21 protein-coding genes are annotated in these 22,095 nt (G+C 71.8%); 6 read left to right on the top strand and 15 right to left on the bottom strand.

Features of this window, described 5'->3' with window-relative positions; genetic code table 11:
- Window positions 1–3: 3 nt before the first annotated feature.
- Window positions 4–777, top strand: a complete 774-nt coding sequence (locus IE265_RS00225; RefSeq protein WP_190033190.1) for an SDR family NAD(P)-dependent oxidoreductase — start codon at window positions 4–6, stop codon at window positions 775–777.
- 117 nt (window positions 778–894) lie between these two features.
- On the top strand, window positions 895–1,602 hold the full coding sequence (locus IE265_RS00220) for an ester cyclase (protein WP_190033189.1): 708 nt from the start codon (window positions 895–897) through the stop codon (window positions 1,600–1,602).
- Between the two features lie 129 nt (window positions 1,603–1,731).
- On the opposite strand, the gene groL is transcribed toward IE265_RS00220, so the two are convergent.
- The 4 genes from groL to IE265_RS00200 all read right to left on the bottom strand — a co-directional run bounded on the left by groL (window position 1,732) and on the right by IE265_RS00200 (window position 5,946).
- Complete coding sequence (groL, locus tag IE265_RS00215) at window positions 1,732–3,357, bottom strand: chaperonin GroEL (protein WP_190033188.1); 1,626 nt, start codon at window positions 3,355–3,357, stop codon at window positions 1,732–1,734.
- Window positions 3,358–3,530: 173 nt separating this feature from the next.
- On the bottom strand, window positions 3,531–3,839 hold the full coding sequence (gene groES / locus IE265_RS00210) for a co-chaperone GroES (RefSeq protein ID WP_055493212.1): 309 nt from the start codon (window positions 3,837–3,839) through the stop codon (window positions 3,531–3,533).
- Window positions 3,840–4,219: 380 nt separating this feature from the next.
- Window positions 4,220–4,993 (bottom strand): polysaccharide deacetylase family protein, encoded by a 774-nt coding sequence (locus IE265_RS00205; protein WP_190033187.1) that lies wholly within the window; start codon window positions 4,991–4,993, stop codon window positions 4,220–4,222.
- A complete protein-coding gene (locus tag IE265_RS00200) occupies window positions 4,990–5,946 on the bottom strand; it encodes a polysaccharide deacetylase family protein (RefSeq protein ID WP_190033186.1) in 957 nt (318 codons plus the stop codon). Before IE265_RS00200 ends, IE265_RS00205 begins: the two co-directional genes overlap by 4 nt.
- Before the next feature lie 90 nt (window positions 5,947–6,036).
- On the opposite strand from IE265_RS00200, the gene IE265_RS00195 reads away from it, so the two are divergent.
- Window positions 6,037–7,287, top strand: coding sequence for a THUMP-like domain-containing protein (locus IE265_RS00195; protein WP_190033185.1), 1,251 nt, complete (start codon window positions 6,037–6,039; stop codon window positions 7,285–7,287).
- On the opposite strand, the gene IE265_RS00190 is transcribed toward IE265_RS00195, so the two are convergent.
- The 3 genes from IE265_RS00190 to IE265_RS00180 are packed head-to-tail and all read right to left on the bottom strand — an operon-like array spanning window position 7,284 to window position 10,233.
- Window positions 7,284–8,474, bottom strand: a complete 1,191-nt coding sequence (locus IE265_RS00190) for a dipeptidase (RefSeq protein ID WP_190033184.1) — start codon at window positions 8,472–8,474, stop codon at window positions 7,284–7,286. The genes IE265_RS00195 and IE265_RS00190 overlap by 4 nt on opposite strands.
- Window positions 8,471–9,013, bottom strand: a complete 543-nt coding sequence (purE, locus tag IE265_RS00185) for a 5-(carboxyamino)imidazole ribonucleotide mutase (protein WP_190033183.1) — start codon at window positions 9,011–9,013, stop codon at window positions 8,471–8,473. Before purE ends, IE265_RS00190 begins: the two co-directional genes overlap by 4 nt.
- Window positions 9,010–10,233 carry a 5-(carboxyamino)imidazole ribonucleotide synthase gene (locus IE265_RS00180; protein ID WP_229915946.1) on the bottom strand — a complete coding sequence of 408 codons (1,224 nt, stop codon included), beginning with the start codon at window positions 10,231–10,233 and terminating at the stop codon, window positions 9,010–9,012. The genes purE and IE265_RS00180 overlap by 4 nt, the downstream gene beginning before the upstream one ends.
- Before the next feature lie 142 nt (window positions 10,234–10,375).
- On the opposite strand from IE265_RS00180, the gene IE265_RS00175 reads away from it, so the two are divergent.
- Window positions 10,376–10,936: a GtrA family protein gene (locus tag IE265_RS00175; protein ID WP_190033716.1), complete on the top strand. Its 561-nt coding sequence runs from the start codon at window positions 10,376–10,378 to the stop codon at window positions 10,934–10,936.
- A 275-nt stretch (window positions 10,937–11,211) separates the two neighbouring features.
- Here the strand turns inward: IE265_RS00175 and IE265_RS00170 are convergent, their stop codons facing one another.
- Window positions 11,212–12,483, bottom strand: a complete 1,272-nt coding sequence (locus IE265_RS00170; RefSeq protein ID WP_190033181.1) for a sensor histidine kinase — start codon at window positions 12,481–12,483, stop codon at window positions 11,212–11,214.
- 145 nt (window positions 12,484–12,628) lie between these two features.
- Window positions 12,629–13,306 (bottom strand): response regulator transcription factor, encoded by a 678-nt coding sequence (locus tag IE265_RS00165; protein WP_190033180.1) that lies wholly within the window; start codon window positions 13,304–13,306, stop codon window positions 12,629–12,631.
- A gap of 534 nt (window positions 13,307–13,840) precedes the next feature.
- Between IE265_RS00165 and IE265_RS00160 the strand changes: the two genes are divergently transcribed.
- Window positions 13,841–15,337 (top strand): oligopeptide:H+ symporter, encoded by a 1,497-nt coding sequence (locus tag IE265_RS00160; protein ID WP_190033179.1) that lies wholly within the window; start codon window positions 13,841–13,843, stop codon window positions 15,335–15,337.
- 108 nt (window positions 15,338–15,445) lie between these two features.
- On the opposite strand, the gene IE265_RS00155 is transcribed toward IE265_RS00160, so the two are convergent.
- The 6 genes from IE265_RS00155 to IE265_RS00130 all read right to left on the bottom strand — a co-directional run bounded on the left by IE265_RS00155 (window position 15,446) and on the right by IE265_RS00130 (window position 20,943).
- The gene (locus IE265_RS00155; protein WP_190033715.1) at window positions 15,446–16,708 is read right to left on the bottom strand and encodes a hypothetical protein; all 1,263 of its coding nucleotides are present in this window, start codon (window positions 16,706–16,708) and stop codon (window positions 15,446–15,448) included.
- A 59-nt stretch (window positions 16,709–16,767) separates the two neighbouring features.
- Window positions 16,768–17,934, bottom strand: coding sequence for a hypothetical protein (locus IE265_RS00150; RefSeq protein WP_229915945.1), 1,167 nt, complete (start codon window positions 17,932–17,934; stop codon window positions 16,768–16,770).
- Complete coding sequence (locus IE265_RS00145; protein ID WP_190033178.1) at window positions 17,931–18,830, bottom strand: COG1470 family protein; 900 nt, start codon at window positions 18,828–18,830, stop codon at window positions 17,931–17,933. The genes IE265_RS00150 and IE265_RS00145 overlap by 4 nt, the downstream gene beginning before the upstream one ends.
- A 32-nt stretch (window positions 18,831–18,862) precedes the next feature.
- Window positions 18,863–19,552, bottom strand: a complete 690-nt coding sequence (locus tag IE265_RS00140; protein ID WP_190033177.1) for an LPXTG cell wall anchor domain-containing protein — start codon at window positions 19,550–19,552, stop codon at window positions 18,863–18,865.
- A 201-nt stretch (window positions 19,553–19,753) separates the two neighbouring features.
- A complete protein-coding gene (locus tag IE265_RS00135; protein ID WP_190033176.1) occupies window positions 19,754–20,257 on the bottom strand; it encodes an ATP-binding protein in 504 nt (167 codons plus the stop codon).
- A gap of 263 nt (window positions 20,258–20,520) precedes the next feature.
- Window positions 20,521–20,943 (bottom strand): STAS domain-containing protein, encoded by a 423-nt coding sequence (locus IE265_RS00130; protein WP_190033175.1) that lies wholly within the window; start codon window positions 20,941–20,943, stop codon window positions 20,521–20,523.
- A 250-nt stretch (window positions 20,944–21,193) separates the two neighbouring features.
- Between IE265_RS00130 and IE265_RS00125 the strand changes: the two genes are divergently transcribed.
- Window positions 21,194–22,093, top strand: a complete 900-nt coding sequence (locus IE265_RS00125; protein ID WP_190033174.1) for an RNA polymerase sigma factor SigF — start codon at window positions 21,194–21,196, stop codon at window positions 22,091–22,093.
- Window positions 22,094–22,095: the final 2 nt, after the last annotated feature.

Here is a 22,095-nt window from a genome sequence, read left to right as displayed (position 1 = left end):
CCCATGACAACGGCTCTGATTACGGGATCCACCGCGGGCATCGGTGCGGCCTTCGCACGACGGCTGGCCGCGGACGGGCACAACCTCGTGCTGGTGGCGCGTGACACGAAGCGACTCGGCGAGCAGGCGACCGAGTTGCACGACCGGCACGGCATCGAGGCGGAGGTGCTGACGGCCGATCTGGCGACCGACGACGGCATCGAGGCGGTCGCCGCGCGCCTCTCGGACCGGAGGAACGCGGTCGACCTGCTGATCAACAACGCGGGCTTCGGCAACAAGGGCCGCTATCTGGACGTACCGATGGCGGACGAGCTGACGATGCTCAAGGTGCACTGCGAGGCGGTGCTCCGGCTGACCTCGGCGGCGACCGGGGCCATGCGGGACCGCGGGCGCGGGGGCGTCGTCAACGTGGCGTCGGTGGCCGCGTTCCTTCCTCGGGGCACCTACGGGGCGTCGAAGGCGTGGGTCGTGCAGTTCACCCAGGGCGCGGCGAAGGACCTGGCCGGCAGCGGCGTACGGCTGATGGCGCTGTGCCCCGGTTTCGTGCGGACCGAGTTCCACGAGCGGGCCGGGATGGGCACGGACAACATCCCGGACTGGATGTGGCTGGACGCGGACAAGCTGGTGGCGGCCGCGCTCTCGGACCTCGCGCGGGGCAAGTCGCTGTCCGTCCCCGACCCCCGCTACAAGGTGCTCATGGGCCTGGTGAAGGTGACGCCCCGGGGGCTGCTCGGCGGGATCAGCACGAGGACGGGGCGGAAGTACGGACCGCAGTGAGGCCGCCGACCCCCGTGGGGCGGCGCGGACGAATCCCCTTCGACCGAAACGGTCGAAGGGGATTTTCACTAAAATGGGGGTGTTACAGCCGATCCAGGGGCCCCGGAAGGCGACGCCATGACATTCGTACAGCTGATCGATTGCAAGACCAGGCGGTTCGACGAGATGAACCGGCTCATGGACACCTGGGTCGAGCAGGCCAAGGGGCATCGCACCGCCACGCACAGCGTGCTCGGCAAGGACCGCGCCGACGACTCGCACTTCATCGAGATCGTGGAGTTCCCCTCGTACGAGGAGGCCCTGCGCAATTCGAGCCTTCCGGAGACGGACAAGATCTTCCGGGAGATGGTGGCGCTCTGCGACGAGATGCCGACGTTCACGGACCTGGACGTGGTGCGGGACGAACGGCTCTACAAGTCCAGCGTCCGCAATCTCTTCGGTCTCCTCGCGGGCAAGGGCGAGCTGCCGTCGTGGGACGAGGTCGTCGCGGAGAACTACCACGACCACGACCCGGCCAACGAGCAGGACGTGATCGGCATGGACGCGATGCGCCGCGAGGTGGAGATGTGGCGGTCCGGGTTCGACTTCGTGTTCACCATCGAGGACCAGATCGCCGACGTCGACCGGATCTGCACGCGCTGGACCTGGAACGGCACCCACACGGGCGACTTCATGGGGATACCGGCCACGGGCCGGCAGGTCACCATGACCGGCATGACCATCCACCGCTGCCGCGACGACGGCAAGGTGGCCGAGGGCTGGTGGCAGTACGACCGGCTGGGGCTGATGGCCCAGCTCGGGGCCCTGGACCCGCTCGGGCTCTGACGGGTCCGGCCGTCCGGGCGCAGCGCGAAGGCCCGGCCCCCCGGACGGGGACCGGGCCTTCGACATGACCTGGCACGGACGACTTCAGGGACGCACGCCCCCGGCGGCCGCCCGCGCGGCGGTCATCGCCTAGTGGGAGTGACCGTGGCCGCCGTGACCGGCGTCGGCCTCCTCCTCGGCCGGCTTCTCGACGACCAGGGTCTCGGTCGTGAGGAGCAGGGAGGCGATGGAGGCCGCGTTCTCCAGGGCGGAGCGGGTGACCTTGACCGGGTCGATGACGCCGGCCTTGACCAGGTCGCCGTACTCGCCGGTCGCGGCGTTGAAGCCCTGGCCCTTGTCGAGGTCGGCGACCTTGGAGGTGATGACGTAACCCTCCAGGCCGGCGTTCTCGGCGATCCAGCGCAGCGGCTCGACGGCGGCCTTGCGGACCACGGCGACACCGGTGGCCTCGTCGCCGGTCTTGCCGAGGTTGCCCTCGAGGACCTTCACGGCGTGGACGAGCGCGGAGCCGCCACCGGAGACGATGCCCTCCTCGACCGCGGCGCGGGTCGCGGAGATGGCGTCCTCGAGACGGTGCTTCTTCTCCTTCAGCTCCACCTCGGTGGCGGCGCCGACCTTGATCACGCACACGCCGCCGGCCAGCTTCGCGAGGCGCTCCTGGAGCTTCTCGCGGTCCCAGTCGGAGTCCGTGGACTCGATCTCGGCCTTGATCTGGTTGACACGGCCGGCCACGTCGGCGCTGTTGCCGCCGCCGTCGACGAGGGTCGTGTCGTCCTTGGTGACGGTGACGCGGCGGGCGGTGCCCAGCACGTCCAGGCCGACCTGGTCGAGCTTGAGGCCGACCTCCTCGGCGATGACGGTCGCACCGGTGAGGGTGGCCATGTCGCCGAGCATCGCCTTGCGGCGGTCACCGAAGCCGGGGGCCTTCACGGCTACGGCGTTGAACGTGCCGCGGATCTTGTTCACGACCAGGGTCGACAGGGCTTCGCCCTCGACGTCCTCGGCGATGATCAGCAGCGGCTTGGAGGCGTTGGTCTGGATGACCTTCTCCAGCAGCGGCAGCATGTCCTGGATGGAGGAGATCTTGCCCTGGTGGATGAGGATGTACGGGTCCTCGAGGACCGCCTCCATGCGCTCCTGGTCCGTAACGAAGTACGGCGACAGGTAGCCCTTGTCGAAGGCCATGCCCTCGGTGAAGTCCAGCTCCAGACCGAAGGTGTTGGACTCCTCGACGGTGATGACACCGTCCTTGCCGACCTTGTCCATCGCCTCGGCGATGAGCTCGCCGACCTGGCTGTCCTGCGCGGACAGACCGGCGACGGCCGCGATGTCGGACTTCTCGTCGATCGGGCGCGCGGTCGCGAGCAGCTCCTCGGAGACCGCGGCGACGGCGGCGTCGATGCCCTTCTTCAGGAGGGCGGGGGACGCACCGGCGGCGACGTTCTTCAGGCCCTCGCGGACGAGCGCCTGGGCCAGCACGGTGGCGGTGGTCGTACCGTCACCCGCGATGTCGTTGGTCTTGGTCGCCACCTCCTTCACGAGCTGGGCGCCGAGGTTCTCGTACGGGTCGTCGAGCTCGACCTCACGGGCGATCGTGACACCGTCGTTGGTGATGGTGGGGGCGCCGAACTTCTTGTCGATGACGACGTTGCGGCCCTTGGGGCCGATCGTCACCTTGACCGTGTCGGCAAGCTTGTTGACGCCGCGCTCGAGGGCGCGACGGGCGTCCTCGTCGAACTTCAGAATCTTCGCCATGGGAGCGTTGGCCCTCTCGGAAATCTAGAGGTGAATCTCGAGACGGATCTGGGGGATGCGTCCAGATCCAGAGGTGACTGGCTGACGAACTACGCCCCTGACGCCCGGCTTCTCAATGGTCGCGGGGGCCAGGGGCGCAGCTCGATACAGCGGTGGTGCGGTGGTGCGGTGGACTACTTCTCGATGATCGCGAGCACGTCGCGAGCCGAGAGGACGAGGTACTCCTCGCCGTTGTACTTGACCTCGGTGCCGCCGTACTTGCTGTACAGCACGATGTCGCCGGTCTTCACGTCGAGCGGCAGGCGCTCGCCGTTCTCGAACCGACCCGGGCCCACGGCAAGGACGACGCCCTCCTGGGGCTTCTCCTTCGCGGTGTCCGGGATGACCAGGCCAGAGGCCGTGGTCTGCTCGGCGTCCAGCGGCTGGACCACAATGCGGTCCTCGAGCGGCTTGATGGCAACCTTGGAGCTGGCGGTCGTCACGATCCGACCTCCCCCTTCGGAGATCTCACGGGGTTAACTGTCTGAGGTGGCGACCAGGTCGATCCGTCGTCGCGGGTGCCGGACCTGCCCTGTCGCTATTGGCACTCTCCTGTGGTGAGTGCCAGAGCCGAGACTATGACTGCGATTAGCACTCGGTCAAGCGGAGTGCCAATCCACCGCGGCGCGGCGGCGAAATCCGGGCTCCCCGAAGACCGCCCCGAACACCGGTCCGACGACTCCTCGGCGGGTCCGCGCCGGGCCCCGGGGCCTGTCCCCGCCGGGCTCCGTGGCGGGTCCGCGCGGTCCCGTCGTCCGGCCGGGCGGCGGGACTCACCGGCGCGGCCCGGAAGTGGTCCCGCGGCGGGAATTGCCGGCACGGCCTACAGGTAGTCCTCCAGCCGCCCCACCGTGAAGCCCTGCTCCTGGACGCGGGCCAGCGTCCGTGCCGTCGCCCCGGTGAGGGAGGCGCCGTCGCCGTCCTGCGGGCAGTGGAGGATGTCGCCCGCGTGGAGGCGGTGCGGCTCGCGCCACAGCACGACCGCGGCGACCCCGCAGTCGGCGGCCGCGCGCAGCGTGTCGCCGTCGTAGCCGCCGTGCGGCGGGCGCAGGAGCGTGGGGCGGATGCCGAAGCGCTCCTTGAGCTTGCGCTGCTGGCCGCAGATCTCGGCACGCTGGCCCGCGTACGGCAGGCCGGGCAGGTACGGGTGGCCGAGGGTGTGGTTCTGCACGCTCGCGCCGACCGCCCGGAGCCGGGCGAGGTGGGCGTACCCGGGTCCCACGACGGTGTCCGTGAGGAACACGCTGACCGGCAGCCTCAGTTCGCGGACCATGTCGACGAACCGCGGGTCCTTGGCCGCGCCGTCGTCGAAGGTCAGGAACACGACCCTGTCCCGGGTGGGGACGCGGTCGACGACGGGCGGCAGGCCGGGACCGGCGGCGTGCGCGGCGGTGGGACGGCCGGGCGGACGCGGTGCCGGGGCCAGCGGGGCGGCGAGGCCCCAGCGGCGGTGGGCGTCCGGCGCGGGCGGGTGCGTGCGGACCTGCTGCGCGGCCTTCCTGCCCAGCCGCTCGATGGGGTCGACGGACTGGGCGCAGCCGGTGAGGACGGCCGCGGCGAGCACCCAGGTGAGCACGGCCGGCGTGCGCGGCCTCACAGGTAGTCCTCCAGGCGGGCGACCGCGTACCCCTTGTCGGTGACCAGTTCCATGAAGCGGCGGACCATGTCGGGCATCGTGCCCCTGCCCTCCCCCCTGCCGCGGAAGTGGCTGAGGACGATGTCGCCGGGGTGCAGGTCGCGGTCCGGTTCGCGGTAGTCCCAGCGGTCGGCGAAGACCTCCTCGTTCCACAGCGGGACCGCCTCGATGCCGCAGGACCGGGCCGCGCGCAGGGTGTTCCTGTCGTAGTTCCCGTACGGCGGGCGGAAGAGGGCGGGGCGGGTGCCGTACCGCTTCTCGATCACGTCCTGCATGCCGCAGATCTCCGACCTCTGCCGCGCGTACGACAGGGCGGGCAGGTAGCGGTGGTGGAGCGTGTGGTTGTTCAGGACCACGCCCGCGTCCCGCATCCGCTCGAAGTAGCCGTAGTCCTCCTTGACCAGGTAGTCGCTGAGGAAGGCGGTGTACGGGATGCGCAGTTCGCCCATCATCCGCAGGAAGCGGGGGTCCTTCTCGGCGCCGTCGTCGATGGTGAGGAAGACGACCTTCTCCTTGGTGGGGACGGTCGTGAAGACCGGCGGCAGGTCCCCGTGCCCGTCGACCTCGAAGCCCTTGCGGGTGACGATGCGCGGCTTCCTCGCGGGCGCCGGCGGCGCGGCGAGCGGCGGCTTCGCGAGACCCCAGCGCCGGGCCGCCGCGGCGAGCGCCCGCTGCCGCCGCTCCAGGCCGGCGGCGTAGGCGTCCAGGGCCCGGGCGGGCGGGGCCTTCAGGCGCTGCTGGCCCGCGGCGGGCTCGACCCGGGTGCCGCCGGACCTGCCCTCCGCGCAGCCGGAGGCCAGTGCGGTGACGGCCAGCAGGGTCAGGGCGGTGCGGGCCGGGCGCCGGGGCCGGCCGCGCGGTGCCGCCGCCGCTCCTCGCGCCCCACTCCAGTCATTTTGTAGGACAAGTCGCATGAATCCGGATCCTCACAGCTCGGAGCGGGTGCCGGCCCCCGACACCGCCACTGGGCGCACGCCGTCCACCGACTGGCCCACAATGGGTCGGTGAACGACCTCGATCCGTCGGCCTCCCTCGCCGCCCTGCTCACCGACCACGGCCGCGCCCTGCTCGACGAGGTGCGCGGCACCGGTCCCGCCCAGGAACTCGCGGTGGCCACCCGGCTGCGCCGCGACCACCCCGCCGACCTGGTCTCCGCGGCGATCGGGCAGGCCCGGCTGCGGCAGCGGGCCGTCGCGAAGTTCGGCGGGGCGGACGCGGAACGGATGTTCTTCACGCCGGACGGCGTGGAGCAGTCGACCCGCGCGAGCGTCGCCTCGTACCGCGCTCGGCGCTTCGCGGACCTCGGCGTGCGCTCCGTCGCCGACCTGTGCGGCGGCATCGGCGGCGACGCGATCGCGTTCGCCCGCGCCGGCATCCGGGTCCTCGCCGTCGACCGGGACCCGCTGACGGTGGCCGTGGCACGCGCCAACGCCGACGCGCTCGGGCTGGCCGGGCTGATCGAGGTGCGCGAGGCGGACGTCACGGAGGTCGACACGGCCGGCTACGACGCCGTCTTCGTGGACCCGGCTCGGCGCGGCGGGCGGGGCCGCGTCTTCGACCCCGAGGCGTACTCGCCGCCCCTGTCGTGGGCCGTGCGGGCCGCGCTGGCCGCGCCCCTCGCCGCACTGAAGATCGCCCCCGGAATCCCCCACGAGGCCATCCCGGCCGAGGCGGGCGCCGAGTGGATCTCGGACGCGGGGGACGTCAAGGAGGCCGTGCTGTGGTTCGGCACGGGCGAGCGGGGACGAATCCGCTCGACCCTGCTCCCCGGGCCGCGCACCCTGCTGGGGCGGGGGCTGCCCGATCCGGCGGTACGCACGCCGGGGCGCTACCTGTACGAGCCCGACGGCGCCGTGGTGCGGGCCCATCTGGTCGCGGAGGCGGCCGAGGAACTCGACGGCGGCCTGATCGACGAGACCATCGCGTACATCACCTCGGACGTGCTCCGGGCGACGCCCTACGCCACCGCGTACGAGATCACCGACCTGCTGCCGTTCGGCCTGAAGAGGCTGAAGGCGCTGCTGCGCGACCGCGGGGTCGGCGTGCTGACCGTCAAGAAGCGCGGCTCGGCCGTCGAACCGGAGGACCTGCGGCGCAGGATGAAGCTCCAGGGCCCCAATTCGGCGACCGTGTTCCTGACGCGGGTGCAGGGCGCCCCGACCATGCTGCTGGGGCACCCCGCGAGCCCTCCGGACGCCGCGCCGGGGGCGCCGGGCACCACCGGGCCCGGCGCCGGCACGAACGGCGTCCCCTAGCCGTCCAGTTGCTCCAGCGTGGCGTTCGACGGGCCCCTGCGGGACTGCTCGTCGCGTGCCACGTCCTCCGCGGCGCCGAGCACCCGCACCGCGTTCTGCCAGGTCAGCTTGGCGAGGTCGGTGCGCGACCAGCCGCGGTCCAGGAGCTCCGCGACGAGGTTCGGGTAGCAGGACACGTCACCGAGGCCGTCGGGCGTGAACGCCGTGCCGTCGTAGTCGCCGCCGATGCCGATGTGGTCCACACCCGCGACCTCGCGCACGTGGTCGAGGTGGTCGGCGACCGTCGCGACGGTGGCGACGGGACGCGGGGTGGCCTCCTCGAAGGCGCGGTGGACCTTCATGGCCTCCGCCGTCGTGTCGAGGTGGTGGAAGCCGTGCTCGCGCATGTTCTCGTCGGCGGCCACCGTCCAGTCGACGGCGGCCTGGAGGACGAACTTCGGCACGAACGTCACCATCGCCACACCGCCGTTGGCGGGCAGCCTCTCCAGCACGTCGTCAGGGACGTTGCGCGGGTGGTCGCACACCGCGCGCGCCGAGGAGTGCGAGAAGATCACCGGCGCGACGGACGTGTCCAGCGCGTCCCGCATCGTCGTGGCGGCCACGTGGGAGAGGTCCACGAGCATGCCGAGGCGGTTCATCTCCCGTACGACCTCGCGGCCGAACGCGGACAGGCCGCCGGCGGCCGGCTCGTCCGTCGCCGAGTCCGCCCACGCGTTGTTGTCGTTGTGGGTGAGCGTCATGTAGCGGACGCCCAGCTCGAACAGCCCTCGCAGCGCGGCGAGCGAGTTGTCGATCGAGTGGCCGCCCTCGGCGCCCATGAGCGAGGCGATACGGCCCTCGGCCCGGGCCGCCTCCATGTCGGCGGCGGTCAGCGCGGCCCGCAGGTCGCCGGGGTGGCGCTCGATGAGCCGGCGTACGCAGTCGATCTGCTCGATCGTCGCCGTCAGCGCGCCGGGCAGGTCCGAGCGCACGTACACCGACCAGTACTGGGCACCCACCCCGCCCGCGCGCAGCCGCGCCAGGTCCGTGTGCAGGTGGGCGCTCTGGTCCGTGGCGATGTCACGGGCGTCGAGGTCGTAGCGGACCTGCTCGCGCAGCGCCCACGGCAGGTCGTTGTGGCCGTCGACGACGGGGAAGTCGGCGAGCAGCGCGCGGGCGCGGTCCAGGGAGTCCGTCACGGCGCTCACTTCCCGAAGCCGAAGCCGCTGCCGGAGCCGCTCTCGACCTTGGAGCGCAGCCGCTTGCCCTTCTCGGTGGCCTGGTCGTTCAGCTCCTGCTGGAATTCGCGCATCCGGCCGAGGAGTTCCTCGTCGTGCGCGGCCAGGATGCGGGCGGCCAGCAGACCCGCGTTGCGGGCACCGCCGACCGAGACCGTGGCGACCGGGACGCCCGCGGGCATCTGGACGATCGACAGCAGCGAGTCCATGCCGTCGAGGTACTTCAGCGGGACCGGGACACCGATCACCGGCAGCGGGCTCACCGAGGCGAGCATGCCCGGCAGATGCGCCGCACCGCCGGCACCCGCGATGATCACCTTGAGGCCGCGTCCGGCCGCCTCCTCGCCGTACGCGATCATCTCGCGCGGCATCCGGTGCGCGGAGACCACGTCGACCTCGTACGCGATCTCGAACTCGTCGAGGGCCTGGGCGGCCGCTTCCATGACGGGCCAGTCGGAGTCGGACCCCATGACGATGCCGACGGCCGGCGACTGTGCGGACGTGCTCATTCGGTGATCGTGCCTCTCAGGTAGGCGGCTGCGTGGCGGGCGCGGTCCAGGACGTCGTCCAGATCGTCGCCGTAGGTGTTGACGTGGCCCACCTTGCGGCCGGGCTTCACGTCCTTTCCGTACATGTGGATCTTGAGCCGGGGGTCGCGGGCCATGCAGTGCAGGTACGCGGAGTACATGTCGGGGTAGTCGCCCCCGAGCACGTTCACCATGACCGTCCAGGGGGCGCGCGGGCGCGGGTCGCCCAGCGGCAGGTCCAGGACCGCGCGGACGTGGTTGGCGAACTGCGAGGTGATCGCGCCGTCCTGGGTCCAGTGGCCCGAGTTGTGGGGCCGCATCGCCAGCTCGTTCACGAGGATGCCGGGGCGCCCGTCGGGTCCGCGGGTCTCGAAGAGCTCGACGGCGAGGTGGCCGACGACACCGAGTTCCTTGGCGATGCTCAGGGCCAGCTCCTCCGCCCGCAGCGCGAGTTCGTCGGAGATGCCGGGCGCGGGCGCGATCACCGTGTCGCAGACCCCGTCGACCTGCCGGGACTCGACCACCGGGTAGGCGACCGCCTGGCCGTGCGGTGAGCGGACGACGTTCGCCGCCAGCTCCCGCACGAAGTCGACCTTCTCCTCGGCGAGGACCGGGACTCCGGCGCGGAACGGGTCCTCGGCCTCCGCCGCGGACCGCACGACCCACACGCCCTTGCCGTCGTAGCCGCCCCGGACGGTCTTGAGGACGACCGGGAAGCCGTCCCCCTCGGCCCCTTCGGGGAGCCCTTCCGCCGCGAAGGCCGCCACGTCGGCGGGATCGCTCACGATCCGGTGCCGCGGGCAGGGCACGCCGATCTCCTGGAGCCTCGCGCGCATCACGCCCTTGTCCTGGGCGTGCACGAGCGCGTCGGGTCCCGGGCGCACGGGAATGCCGTCCGCCTCCAGGGCCCGCAGATGCTCTGTGGGTACGTGTTCGTGATCGAAGGTGATCACGTCGCAACCCCGCGCGAAGGCCCGCAGCGTGTCGAGGTCGCGGTAGTCGCCGATGACGACATCACCGACCACCTGCGCCGCCGAATCCTGGGGGGTGTCACTGAGGAGCTTGAACCTGATGCCGAGCGGGATGCCCGCCTCGTGTGTCATACGAGCGAGCTGCCCCCCGCCGACCATGCCGACTACCGGGAACGTCACACCCCCAGGGTATCGGCCGTTTCGAGCCACCCTCGTCGCGCGCATGATCATCCGAATGTGTGCATGTTCATCACGCGGTGGACACATATTGCGGGCCGGGTCGGGCACCAAAGGGAACCGCTGGTTAGCATGGCGGAGTCGACGAAGGTTGACGAAAATGGCGTATACGACGAGACGGGGGCTGAGCGACACCATGGGCAAAGGTGGCACACGCCGGGCTCACGCCAGGCCGCCGAGCGCCGTACGCGTCCGCATCGACCGTCTGATCAGGGAGATCGCGAAGTTCGGCGCGGTCGGCGGAGCCGGTCTGCTCGTCAACCTCGTCACCTTCAACCTCGTGCGCAGCACCACCGACCTCCAGGTCGTGCGCGCCAGTGTGATCGCCACGGTCGTCGCGATCGTCTCGAACTACATCGGCTTCCGGTACTTCACCTACCGCGACCGGGACAAGAGCGGCCGCACCAAGGAAATGTCGCTGTTCATGCTGTTCAGCGCGGTCGGGCTCGTGATCGAGAACGGCATCCTGTTCGCGGCGACCTACGGTCTCGGCTTCGACAGCCCGCTGGCCAGCAACGTCTTCAAGTTCGTCGGCATCGGGATCGCGACGCTCTTCCGCTTCTGGTCCTACCGCACCTGGGTCTTCCGCGCGCTGCCCGCCCGTGAGGCCGTGGCCAGTGCGGAATCGTTCCTGGAGCAGCCGCAGCGGTATCTGCCGGAGGACCGCGCGCCCCGGCAGTTCCAGCGCGCGCGCTGAGCCCGCCACGAGCCCTCCCGCGCTTCCGGGCCCCGGCCGCTCGGACCTGCCCCCGGACACCTTCCGAGGCCTCCCGGCCACGGCTCCCACGGTCCGGGCACGCCCCGGCCCGCGCATACGGCCGCACAATCCCGCACGGCCCGATGAACCCCGTACGACCTCATGACGCCGTACGACCTCATGACCCCCTACGGCCGCGCAGGCCCGTGCACCTGTGCCCGCCCCCGCCCGACCCCACCTGGCCGCGTGCGGCCGCCCGCGGTCGCGAGGGCCCGCTAGCGGACCGTCTGCTCCGTCCCCGGTTCCTGCGGCCTCAGCGGCGTGCGCGACAGGAAGAGGCCGAAGACGGGGGGCTGGGCCTGGAGCATCTCCAGGCGGCCCCCGTCCGCCTCGGCCAGGTCGCGGGCCACGGCCAGGCCGATCCCCGTGGAGTTGCGGCCGCTGATGGCCCTCTCGAAGATCCGGGCGCCCAGGTCGGCCGGCACCCCGGGACCCTCGTCGGTGACCTCGATCACCGCCTGGTTGCCGGTGACCCGGGTGCGCAGGGCGACCGTGCCGCCCCCGTGCATGAGCGAGTTCTCGATCAGCGCCGCCAGCACCTGGGCGACCGCGCCGGGCGTGCCGACGGCCTGGAGGTGCCGCTTGCCCGAGCTGACGATGGCCCGGCCCGCGTTGCGGTAGGCCGGCCGCCACTCGGCGAGCTGCTGGGTGATGACCTCGTCCAGGTCGAAGGTGACGGCGGAGCCCGTGCGCGGGTCGCGGGAGTTGGTGAGCAGCCGTTCGACCACGTCGGTGAGGCGCTCGACCTGGCCCAGCGCGATGGCGGCCTCCTCCTTCACCGTCTCCGGGTCGTCGGTGAGGGTGATCTCCTCCAGCCGCATGGACAGCGCGGTCAGCGGGGTGCGCAGCTGGTGCGAGGCGTCGGCCGCGAGACGCCGCTCGGCGGTCAGCATGCGGGCGATGCGCTCGGCGGAGCCGTCCAGCACGTCCGCGACCCGGTCCAGCTCCGCGACGCCGTACCGCTTGTGGCGCGGGCGCGGGTCCCCGGAGCCGAGCCGCTCCGCGGTCTCCGCGAGGTCGGTGAGCGGGGAGGTGAGCCGGTTGGCCTGGCGCACCGCGAGGAGCACGGCCGCGATCACCGCGAGCAGGGCCACCGCCGCGATGATCATGAGCGTGCGGCCGACCTCACGGGTGACGGCGGAGCGCGGCTCCTCGACCGTGACCGTCTCGCCCTCCTCGCCCTCGCGGCTGGAGGTGATGACGTCGCCGGTGGGCTTGGCGCCGATCCGGATGGGCTCCCTGCCCGGGATGTCGATGCGCGCGTACCGGTCGCCCGTGACCTGGTCCTCCAGGACCCGGGCGTTGATCTGCTCGTCGCCGAGGATGCGGCTGTCGACGATGCTCACCAGCCGAACGGCCTCGGAGTCCACGCGCTCCTGGGCGCTGTTGCTGATCGTGCGCGTCTCGACGATGACGAGGGACACGCCGAACACGGCGATCACGACCAGCACGACGGCCAGCGTGGAGTTGATGAGACGGCGGCGCACAGAGCCCTCCGGGCAACTGGTCGATCAGGGCCGGCGGGACGCCCCGCGGGGGACGCGGCGAAACCGTGCGACCGGCCGCGTACGGCCCGCCGCGGCGCGTCCGCCGTCGGTGCTCCGGCGGACGGGCGGGCCCGCCGGCGACGGGCTAACTCTTCTCGAAGCGGAACCCCACCCCGCGCACCGTCGCGATGTACCGCGGGTTGGCCGCGTCGTCGCCCAGCTTCTTGCGCAGCCACGAGATGTGCATGTCGAGGGTCTTGGTGGACGACCACCACGTGGTGTCCCAGACCTCGCGCATGAGCTGGTCGCGGGTGACGACCCGGCCCGCGTCCCGGACCAGTACCCGAAGGAGGTCGAACTCCTTGGCGGTGAGCTGGAGTTCCTCGTCGCCCATCCAGGCGCGGTGCGACTCGACGTCGATGCGCACGCCGTGCGTCGCGGGCGGCTGCTGCGGCTCGGCGGCGCCGCGCCGCAGCAGGGCCCGTACCCGGGCGAGGAGTTCGGCGAGGCGGAAGGGCTTGGTGACGTAGTCGTCGGCTCCCGCGTCCAGGCCGACGACGGTGTCCACCTCGTCGGCGCGCGCGGTGAGGATGAGGATCGGCACGGTGTGCCCCTCGGCGCGCAGCCGCCGGGCCACCTCCAGGCCGTCCATGCCGGGCAGCCCGAGGTCGAGCACGACCAGATCGATGCCGCCCTGGATGCCGGCGTCGAGCGCCGTGGGGCCGTCCTCGCGCACCTCGACCTCGTACCCCTCCCTGCGCAGGGCGCGGGCCAGGGGTTCCGAGATGGACGCGTCGTCCTCGGCGAGCAGTACTCGGGTCATGCAGTGATGGTAGTCCGCCCCGCACCGGCGCAGTGGGCGTGATCGACATCCGCGCTCCGGCCACCGCCCGGGGGCGGCACGGAGGCAGGGCAGGGTCGACGCAGGGGCGGCGCGACCCTGGAAGCCAGGGGTGGAAACCTGTGAACGGCCTTCGAATCAGACGCATGGTTCCATCCGCACCTGTGATCCATCTCTCAAGTCATGTCATATGCGGCATTGATGTGCGGTGTGGCCTTATGGTGACCAGACGCCTGCAGCACCACGCGGGGACCTTTGGCGGGACGTTGTCGCCGGGGGTCTCTTTTGTGTGCGGGGGTCGGCATCGACCGGCCTCGATAGGAATGACCTGTGGCCGGGCCCCCAGCGCGAGGACGCGCGGGGGGCGTGGATCCCGGTGGTCGCCGTCGCACCGCTCCCCGAACCGGAGCGGACTCCCCATGGGCGTGGGGCGGACGGCCGTCCCGCCGGTGCCGGCCGCCTCCCCCACCGGGCGCGCCACGCTCTGCAGCGCGTCCCGAGCAGCAAGGAACGACCATGGCGTCCAGCCTGACGAAGGATTCGGTCTCCCCGGGCATCCCCGGGACCCGGAAGACCTTCTTCGGCCACCCCCGCGGACTGGCCACTCTCTTCATGACCGAGATGTGGGAGCGCTTCTCCTACTACGGCATGAGGGCACTGCTCCCGCTCTACCTGGTCGCGCCCGGCGGCCTGCACCTCAGCGCGACGACCGCGACGGCGATCTACTCCGTCTACGTCTCCCTCGTCTACCTGCTCGCCCTCCCCGGCGGCTGGTTCGGCGACCGGGTCTGGGGTCCCCGCAAGACCGTCGCCGTCGCCGGCGGCGTCATCATGCTCGGCCACCTCACGCTGGCGCTGCCCTCGTCGGGCACCTTCTACGCCGGCCTCGGCCTCGTCGCCATCGGCTCGGGCCTGCTGAAGGCCAACATCTCGACCATGGTCGGCCACCTGTACGACGGGCCTGACGACCCGCGGCGCGACGGCGGCTTCACGGTCTTCTACATGGGCATCAACCTCGGCGCGTTCGCCGCGCCGCTGGTGATCGGCACCATCGGTGAGAACGTCAACTGGCACCTGGGCTTCGCGCTCGCCGCGCTCGGCATGGCGCTCGGCCTCGGCCAGTTCCTGATCGGCAGCCGTCACCTGGACGCCCGTTCCAGCGTCGTCCCGACCCCGCTGTCCGCCCAGGAGAAGGCCTCGACGCTGCGCAAGGCCGCGATCTGGGCCGGTGTCGCGGTCGTCTTCTACGCGATCGTCGGCTTCTCCGGCAGCTACACGCTCAACTGGATCCTGGTGCCGCTGACCCTGCTCGGCGTGATCATCCCGGTGATGGTGCTGGCGCGGATAAAGCGCGACAAGGACCTGGACCGCGCCGAGCAGTCGAAGATGTCCGCGTACATCTGGTTCTTCGTCGCCGCGGCCGTGTTCTGGATGATCTACGACCAGGGCGGTTCGACCCTGTCGATCTTCGCGGACGGCTCGGCCGAGAACACCGTCCTCGGCTGGGAGTTCCCGGTCTCCTGGTACCAGTCGGTCAACCCCGTGCTCATCATGGCGCTGGCCCCGGTCTTCGCCTGGTTCTGGCTGGCGCTGAACAAGCGCGGCAAGGAACCGAGCACGATCGTGAAGTTCTCGTCGGGCCTGGTCCTGGTCGGCGCGTCCTTCTTCCTCTTCCTGGCCCCGCTGTCGATCGCCGAGGGCGGTCACAAGGCGGCCGCGATGTGGCTGGTGGCGATCTACTTCGTGCAGACCGTCGGTGAGCTGACGCTCTCCCCGGTCGGCCTCTCCGTCACCACGAAGATGGCTCCCGCGAAGTACGCCTCGCAGATGATGGGCGTCTGGTTCCTCGCCGTCACCGCTGGTGACGCCACGACCGGTCTGCTCTCCATCGCGGGCGTCGACCTCAACAAGATGGGTGTCGTGACCCTGGAGGCCACGCTCGCCGTCGTCGCCGGTGTCGCGATCTTCATGTACCGCAACAAGGTCAAGTCCCTGATGGGCGACGTGCGCTGACACGACGCCCTCCACGGCCCCGGTGGCCGCCGCACCTGACGTGCGGCGGCCACCGGCCGTTCCGGGACGGACGCGGGTCGCGTGCCCGCCCTGCCTGTCGCGTCCCGCCTACCGCGCCCTGCGCGCGGCGTGCCGCCGCGGCATGAACGTGAACACGGCCCCGCCGAGCAGGATCGCGGTCCCGGCCACGAGCCCCAGGGCGCGCAGTCCGCCGTTGTCGTCGGCACCCGTCTCCGCGAGCCCGCCACCGGAACCGGCCGCGCCCGAGGTGCCGGACGCCGAACCTGAGCCGCCGGCCGCGCCACCGGGCTGGGCCGAGGTGTCCAGCGTCAGCGAGACCTCCGACTTCGTCGGTGTGCAGGTCGTCGTCGTACCGAGTGCCTTCACCGTCAGCACACCCGGCGCGAGCGTCGACTCGCCGTCGGCCCCCGGTTTGTACGTGCCCGTCAGGTCCGGGATCGTCATCGGGTCGCCCGACTTGATGGGCTCTGCGTTCGTCGGCCCCTCGACATGGACGGCACCCCGGTCCGCGCCCCCGAGCACGACCTCCATGGAGGGTTTGACCGAGTCCGCCGGGATGTCGGCGGGGCTGTCCATCACGGACCCCTTGAACCGCACGGTGAGATCGAAGCCCCCGCCGTCGCGCCGGGCGTCGATCTGCACGGGAGAGGTCACGTTCTTGTCGCCGATGGGCGTCTTGCACGCGTACGGCACCTGGACCTCCTTGCCGGTCACCTCGTCCGGGCCGCCACCGCCGCCCGTGCCGCCGCTGTCGCTCCCGGTCCCGGACGGGCTCGGGGAGCCGCTCTCCGGGGGTTCGGTCGCGGTCTCCGTCGGATCGGGGGGCGTCGCCGTGGGCGAACTCCCGCCCCCGCCCGTGACGTCGATGGTCGCCGCGGCCCCCACCGCCTCGGTGGGCGCGCACTTCGTCTCCGTCGACATGACGTTGATCGCGTACGCGTCCGGGGTCAGCGTGACCCGGCCCGCCGTCGTCAGCTTCAGCGTGCCCTTCATCGCGGACAGCACCATGGCCCCGCCCTTGGGGATGGCCGGGTTCTCGCGCGGCCCGCTCATGGCGACCGAGGCGCTCTGCGCGCCGGCCGCCTTGAGGGTGCCGGACGGCTGCACCGAATCGGCGGGCAGGTCGATCAGATCGGGGTTCTTCGACGCCGCCTGCGCGAACGTCCACACCACCTCGACCTCGTCGCCGACCTTCGCCGTCGCCGGCGCGGTGACCTCCACCTTCGTGGTGCCGTCCACCGGGTCGAGGCCGGAGACCGCGGGCGGGACGCACCTGGTCGCGTACGACACCTCGGCGGCCTGGGCCGGCGCCGCGGCCACGCCCAGCAGGACACCCGCACCGCCGAGCATCATCGCGACTCCCGCCGCGCCGGTTCTCCGGCCGGCTCTCGGCCGGACTCCTTGCGTACTCACGTGTTTCCCTTCCTGGTCGGGTTCGTGGGACTGCTGTTCTGCGGTGCGGAGAGCAGGCCGTCCCCGGCCGAGCCGGGATCACTGTCCGGGGCGAACCAGGGCAGGGAGGGGGCCGTACGGGGACGGGAGCGGGGAGGCGGACCGCCGTCGGGGCCCGGCCCGGCCGCCGCCGGCCCGGGGTCGCGGCCCGGCAGCCGTGCGGCGATGCCGGGCAGCCACGGACCCCGGCGCGGTCCGCCGTGGGCTCCGCGTCCGGGGCGGCCGCCCCGGTTCCGGCCGGCGCGCGCGGGCGACCCGGCCGGGCGCACCCGGTCCACGACGGCCATCCCGATCCGGAAGAGCGCGCCGGGCACGACGACGGCGACCAGCAGCCAGAAGAGCGTCACGCCCCAGGGGCGGCCCACGCCCCAGGGCTGTTCGGCGAGCACCTTGCCGCCGAACTTCAACGAGACCGTGTAGTCGCCGTGCGCACCGGCCGGGAGCTCGACCGGCAGGCTGATCCGCGCCTTCGCGCCGGGCCGGACCGTGCCGCGCCACTGCTGCTCCTCCCACTGCGGGGCGAACACGCCGTGGGAGGTGCCGACCTGGAAGACCGGGTTCTCGACCTCGGTGGCGCCGATGTTGCCGACCGTGAGGACCAGGGTCCGGGACGGCGGCGCGCCGAACCAGGTGAGCAGTCCGCTCGACCCGTCGAGGCCGGTGTCGGTGAGCACGGTCAGACGGCCGTCCTCGTCCTCCTTCGGGAGCGGCTCGACGTCGTGCCCCGCGACCAGGAACGGGGCGTCGGCCGCGGCCTTGCGCCCGGTGGCCGTCGCGACGTGCACCACGCAGGGGCAGGGCCGGGGCGGCTCGGCGACCGGTAGCTTCTTGCGGAACGCGCCCTTCGAGTCCGTCGTGACGGCCCTGCCGTCCGCGTTGGCGCAGGAGTTGGTGCCGCCGATCACGCCCCGGTCGGTGGAGGACTGCCCGCAGATCAGCACCATCAGCAGGGCACCCGGCCGCCATCCGGTCCCGGTCACCGTGATCGAACCACCGGTCCCCGCCTGGGAGTCGGAGAGCTCGACGGCCGGTTTCCCGGCCGCGGCGGCGGTCGTCCCGGCCAGCGGCGACAGGAGGAGGGCGAGCACCGCCACGACCGCCGGAATGCGCATCTTCCCGCTCACGTCACCGCTCCCGTCGACTCGACTTCCGTACGCGGCTGTTCGGCGGCCGCCGCGTCCCTCGGCCGCCTGCGACGGCGTACGAGGAGGGAGCCGCCCCCCGCGCACACGGCGAGCGCGCCCGCCGCGCCCGCCGCCGTCCAGGGCACGAACCGTGCGGAGGCGCCCGCCTGCGCGCGTGCTCCGCCGGCCGCCGTGACCGTGAGGCGCACGTCGACCGAGTCGAGCGCCGGCTGGTCGGCCCAGGGTTCGCCGAGCGTGACGCGACGGCCCGGGAGGAGTTCGACGGGCAGCGTGCGCGGGGCCCGGTCCAGCACCTCGCCGAACAGGCCATCGGCGTGGACCGCGAGCCGCGGAGTCAGCGCGGTGGTGCCGCGGTTGACCAGGTCGTAGGAGATGCGTCCGGCACGGACCCTGACGCGCTCGACGGTCAGCGCGGCGAGGGCCGGTCCGCCGACGCGGACGTGGACGCGCAGGGCCGTCGACCGCCCCGCGGCGTCCGCGGTGATCGAGCCCGAGTGGTCGCCGGGTGTGGCGTCCGCCGGGACGCTCACGGTGAACGGCACGTCCGCGCGTGTACGTGCCGGGACGCGGACCGTCCGCTCGGCGAAGGTGATCCACGCTCCCGCGCCGGCCGCCTCCGCGCCCCCCGGCGGCCCGCTCCCGCCCTCGGGGCCCGCGCCGCGCAGCCGGACGGTGAGTGGTGCGCGGCCCGGGTTGCGCACCGACACCGTGTCCTCCAGCACCGCGCCGGGCAGTCCCTCGGCGTAGAAGTACGGCCGCCCCTGCGGGTCTGCCGCCGAGGGCGCGACGGACCAGCCGTCCCCGGCCGCCGCGGTGGGGGCGGCGGCCAGCAGGACGGCGGCGGCGATGGCCAGGGCGGGTGCTGCTGACGGCATCGGCGGCCCTCCGGGTCGGCCGGCTGGTCCGGCTAGCTGGACGTGCGATGCCGGCGGGTCAGCCACAGCACCCCGGCCGCACCGGCCAGCAGCACGGTGCCGCCGAGCGTGCCGAGTGCGATCGCCGAGTCCTCGGGTCCGGTCCGCGGCAGTTCCTCGCCGCCCGCCGGGGCGTCCTGCGAGGAGCCCGGGGTGCCGCCCCCGGAGGCCTTGACGTCCAGGGTGAGCGCGGGCCCGGGGCTGTTGCCCGGAGTGCAGGTGGTGGTGGTCCCCAGCGCCTTGATGGTCAGCACGCCCGGCGTGAAGGTGACCTTGCCGGTCTTCCTCGGGGTGTACGTGCCCGTCAAGTCATTGATCTTTATGGGGGTGTTGGCGGGAATCGCGGCCTGGTTGGCCGGGCCGGTCACGGCGAGCGTGCCGCTGTCGGCGCCGCCGAGCCTGATGGTGGCACTCGGGTTCATCGCCCCCTTGCCCAGCTCCACGGGGCTGGACGAGACGCCCTTCTGCCAGGACATGGTGATCTTGTAGCCGCCGCCGCTCTGCACGCCCTTGATGTCGATGGGCGAGACGGCGGACTTGTCACCGATCGGCGTCTTGCAGTTGTACTCGACGTCCACCACGTCGGCCCGGGCTGCGGGGGCGGCCATCAGCACCGCCGAGCCGGCCAGGGCCGCGGCGGACGCGAGCGCTGCGGTTCGTTTCTGGTACGTCCGGTATGACACGGTCCCCTCATTCCTGAAGGCGCTGTTGGCGTCCTCGACACCGGACCTGACGGAACATCAGATCGGCCGTCAAGGTACGCCCGGGGCCTTGCCGAGGGAAGACAAAGTGCGCGCCGGATCCGTGGGGATCCGGCGCGCACCGGGTGTCGTACGAAGACGCATTCGAACCTTGGGTAACCCGAGGTGGGCGTCGGACGGGGCTCAGGCGGGCGCGCCGAGCTCCGCCCAGACGGTCTTGCCCGCGACCCCGGACCTGCGGATGACGCCCCAGTCCAGGCACAACCGCTGCACGATGAACATGCCGTGGCCGCCGGGGCGGCCGGCTCTGTGCGGGGTGCGCGGGGCGGGCTGCCCGGCGCCCCCGTCGGAGACCTCGACGCGGAGCACCTTGTTGTCGAGGGAGATCAGGAGCTCGTCGGGACCCTCCGCGTGCAGGCAGGCGTTGGTCACGAGTTCGGAGACGACCAGCAGGACGTCCTCCGCCGCGGCCCGCCGGTCGGCGGTGTCGGCTGGCATCCAGCCCCACTCGTACAGGGCCTGGCGGGCGAAGTCGCGGGCGAGCGGGACGACGCCGCTCTCGCCTTCGAAGTCCAGCCGGCGGGCCCTGCGCCCGGTGGGCGCGCCCCCCGGAGAGGCCCCGGAAGCGCCGCCGTCGCCCGATTCCGGGCCGCGGTCGCCCGGCGAGTAAGGCCGGGTGGTGCTCATCAGCGCTTCACCTCACCGATTCACCAGTTCACGATTCAAGACTCAGCACATTCGGAAAGCTCGGGACGCCCGGGACCGGGGAGCCGTCCAGGGCTTCCGCGCGCCCGCGATGCGGTCTGTTGACATATTCAGGGTGTCTCCTGCCCGACCGGACCGCCGGAACACCCACTCGTCCGGTGCGGATCCTGTGACACCGGCAACGCGCCGGTCACCACGGGAACGCCCTTGGCACAACTGTGCCGCACGACGGTGCGCCGGGGTGACTAGTCATCCCGGCCGGCTCCCTGCGTGCCGCTCCCGGACCCCTCGTCGCCGGGCTTGCCCGCCAGGGCGGCCTCCAGCGTGTCGTGGACCGTGAACACGGCGTCCGCCCCGGTGATCTCGAAGACCCGGGACACCACAGGCAGCATTCCGGCGAGATGGACTCCGCCGCCCGCGGCCTCGGCCTTCAGCCGGGCGCCGAGCAGGACGTTCAGCCCGGTGGAGTCGCAGAACTCAAGACGCGAACAGTCCACGACGAGACGCGTGAACCCCCGGTCGAGGCATGCCTCGATCGGTTCACGCAGAAGATCCGCCGTATGGTGATCCAACTCACCTGCCGGGGTGACGACGGCACTAGTGCCCTCTTCCCGCACCTCGACCAGAAGCCGGCCCGACTGTGCGCTGCCGACCGTCCCGCGGTCCATGCCGTCTCTCTCTTCCGACCGGTGTGGTTGATGGTTGACGCCCACGAACCCTACGCCTTCCCTGCACTCCCTGACACCCGAACAACCGCCAAGAAACGGACATTTAGCAACAAATCTTACTTGCGAGCGGGTCACGAAAGCGGGTAGGGCTAGTAGGGACAGTTTTCGACACGGCCGGCTTTGGAGGCGCCGCACACCGCAGTGCACGTACTGGCATCGGCAGCCATATGCCGAGAACGATGGAGGCATCATGTCACCCCGGCTCGACGCATCGCATACCCAGAGGGCGACGTCGGCACTCCCCGCGGAACGCCTGGAAGCCGAGACGGCCGACACGAACACGGGCCTCGCCGGACTCCCGGAGATCCCCCCCTACGACGAGGTGGGGCCGGTGGACGCGCGGGCCCTGTCCAAGACCCTCTTCGAGCGACTGGAGTCCCTGGAGGAGGGGACGTACGAGTACTCGTACGTGCGCAACACCCTGGTCGAACTCAACCTCGCGCTGGTGAAGTTCGCCGCCTCCCGGTTCCGCTCCCGCAGCGAGCCGATGGAGGACATCATCCAGGTCGGCACCATCGGCCTGATCAAAGCCATCGACCGCTTCGAGCTCAGCCGCGGCGTCGAGTTCCCCACCTTCGCGATGCCGACCATCGTCGGCGAGATCAAGCGCTTCTTCCGCGACACGTCGTGGTCCGTGCGGGTCCCGCGCCGGCTGCAGGAACTCCGCCTCGACCTGGCCAAGGCGGGCGACGAGCTGGCGCAGCAGCTCGACCGCGCTCCGACGGTGGGCGAACTGGCCGGGCGCCTGGGCCTGTCCAACGAAGAGGTCGTCGAGGGCATGGCGGCGTCCAACGCCTACACGGCCAGCTCGCTGGACGCCCAGCCCGAGGAGGACGACTCCGAGGGCGCGCTCGCGGACCGGATCGGCTACGAGGACCACGGACTCGAAGGCATCGAGTACGTCGAGTCCCTGAAGCCGCTCATCGCCGAACTGCCGCCGCGCGACCGCCGGATCCTGTCGTTGCGCTTCGTCGCCAACATGACCCAGTCGGAGATCGGGGACGAACTCGGCATCTCTCAGATGCACGTGTCCCGGCTGCTGTCGCGGACGCTGGTGCGGCTGCGCAGGGGGCTGACCGTCGAGGAGTGACG

The organism is Streptomyces fructofermentans, assembly GCF_014651055.1.
GTDB classification, from domain to species: domain Bacteria; phylum Actinomycetota; class Actinomycetes; order Streptomycetales; family Streptomycetaceae; genus Streptomyces; species Streptomyces fructofermentans.
The sequence above is the reverse complement of the archived record's forward strand: the minus strand, read 5'-3'. Positions and strand labels throughout refer to the sequence as shown.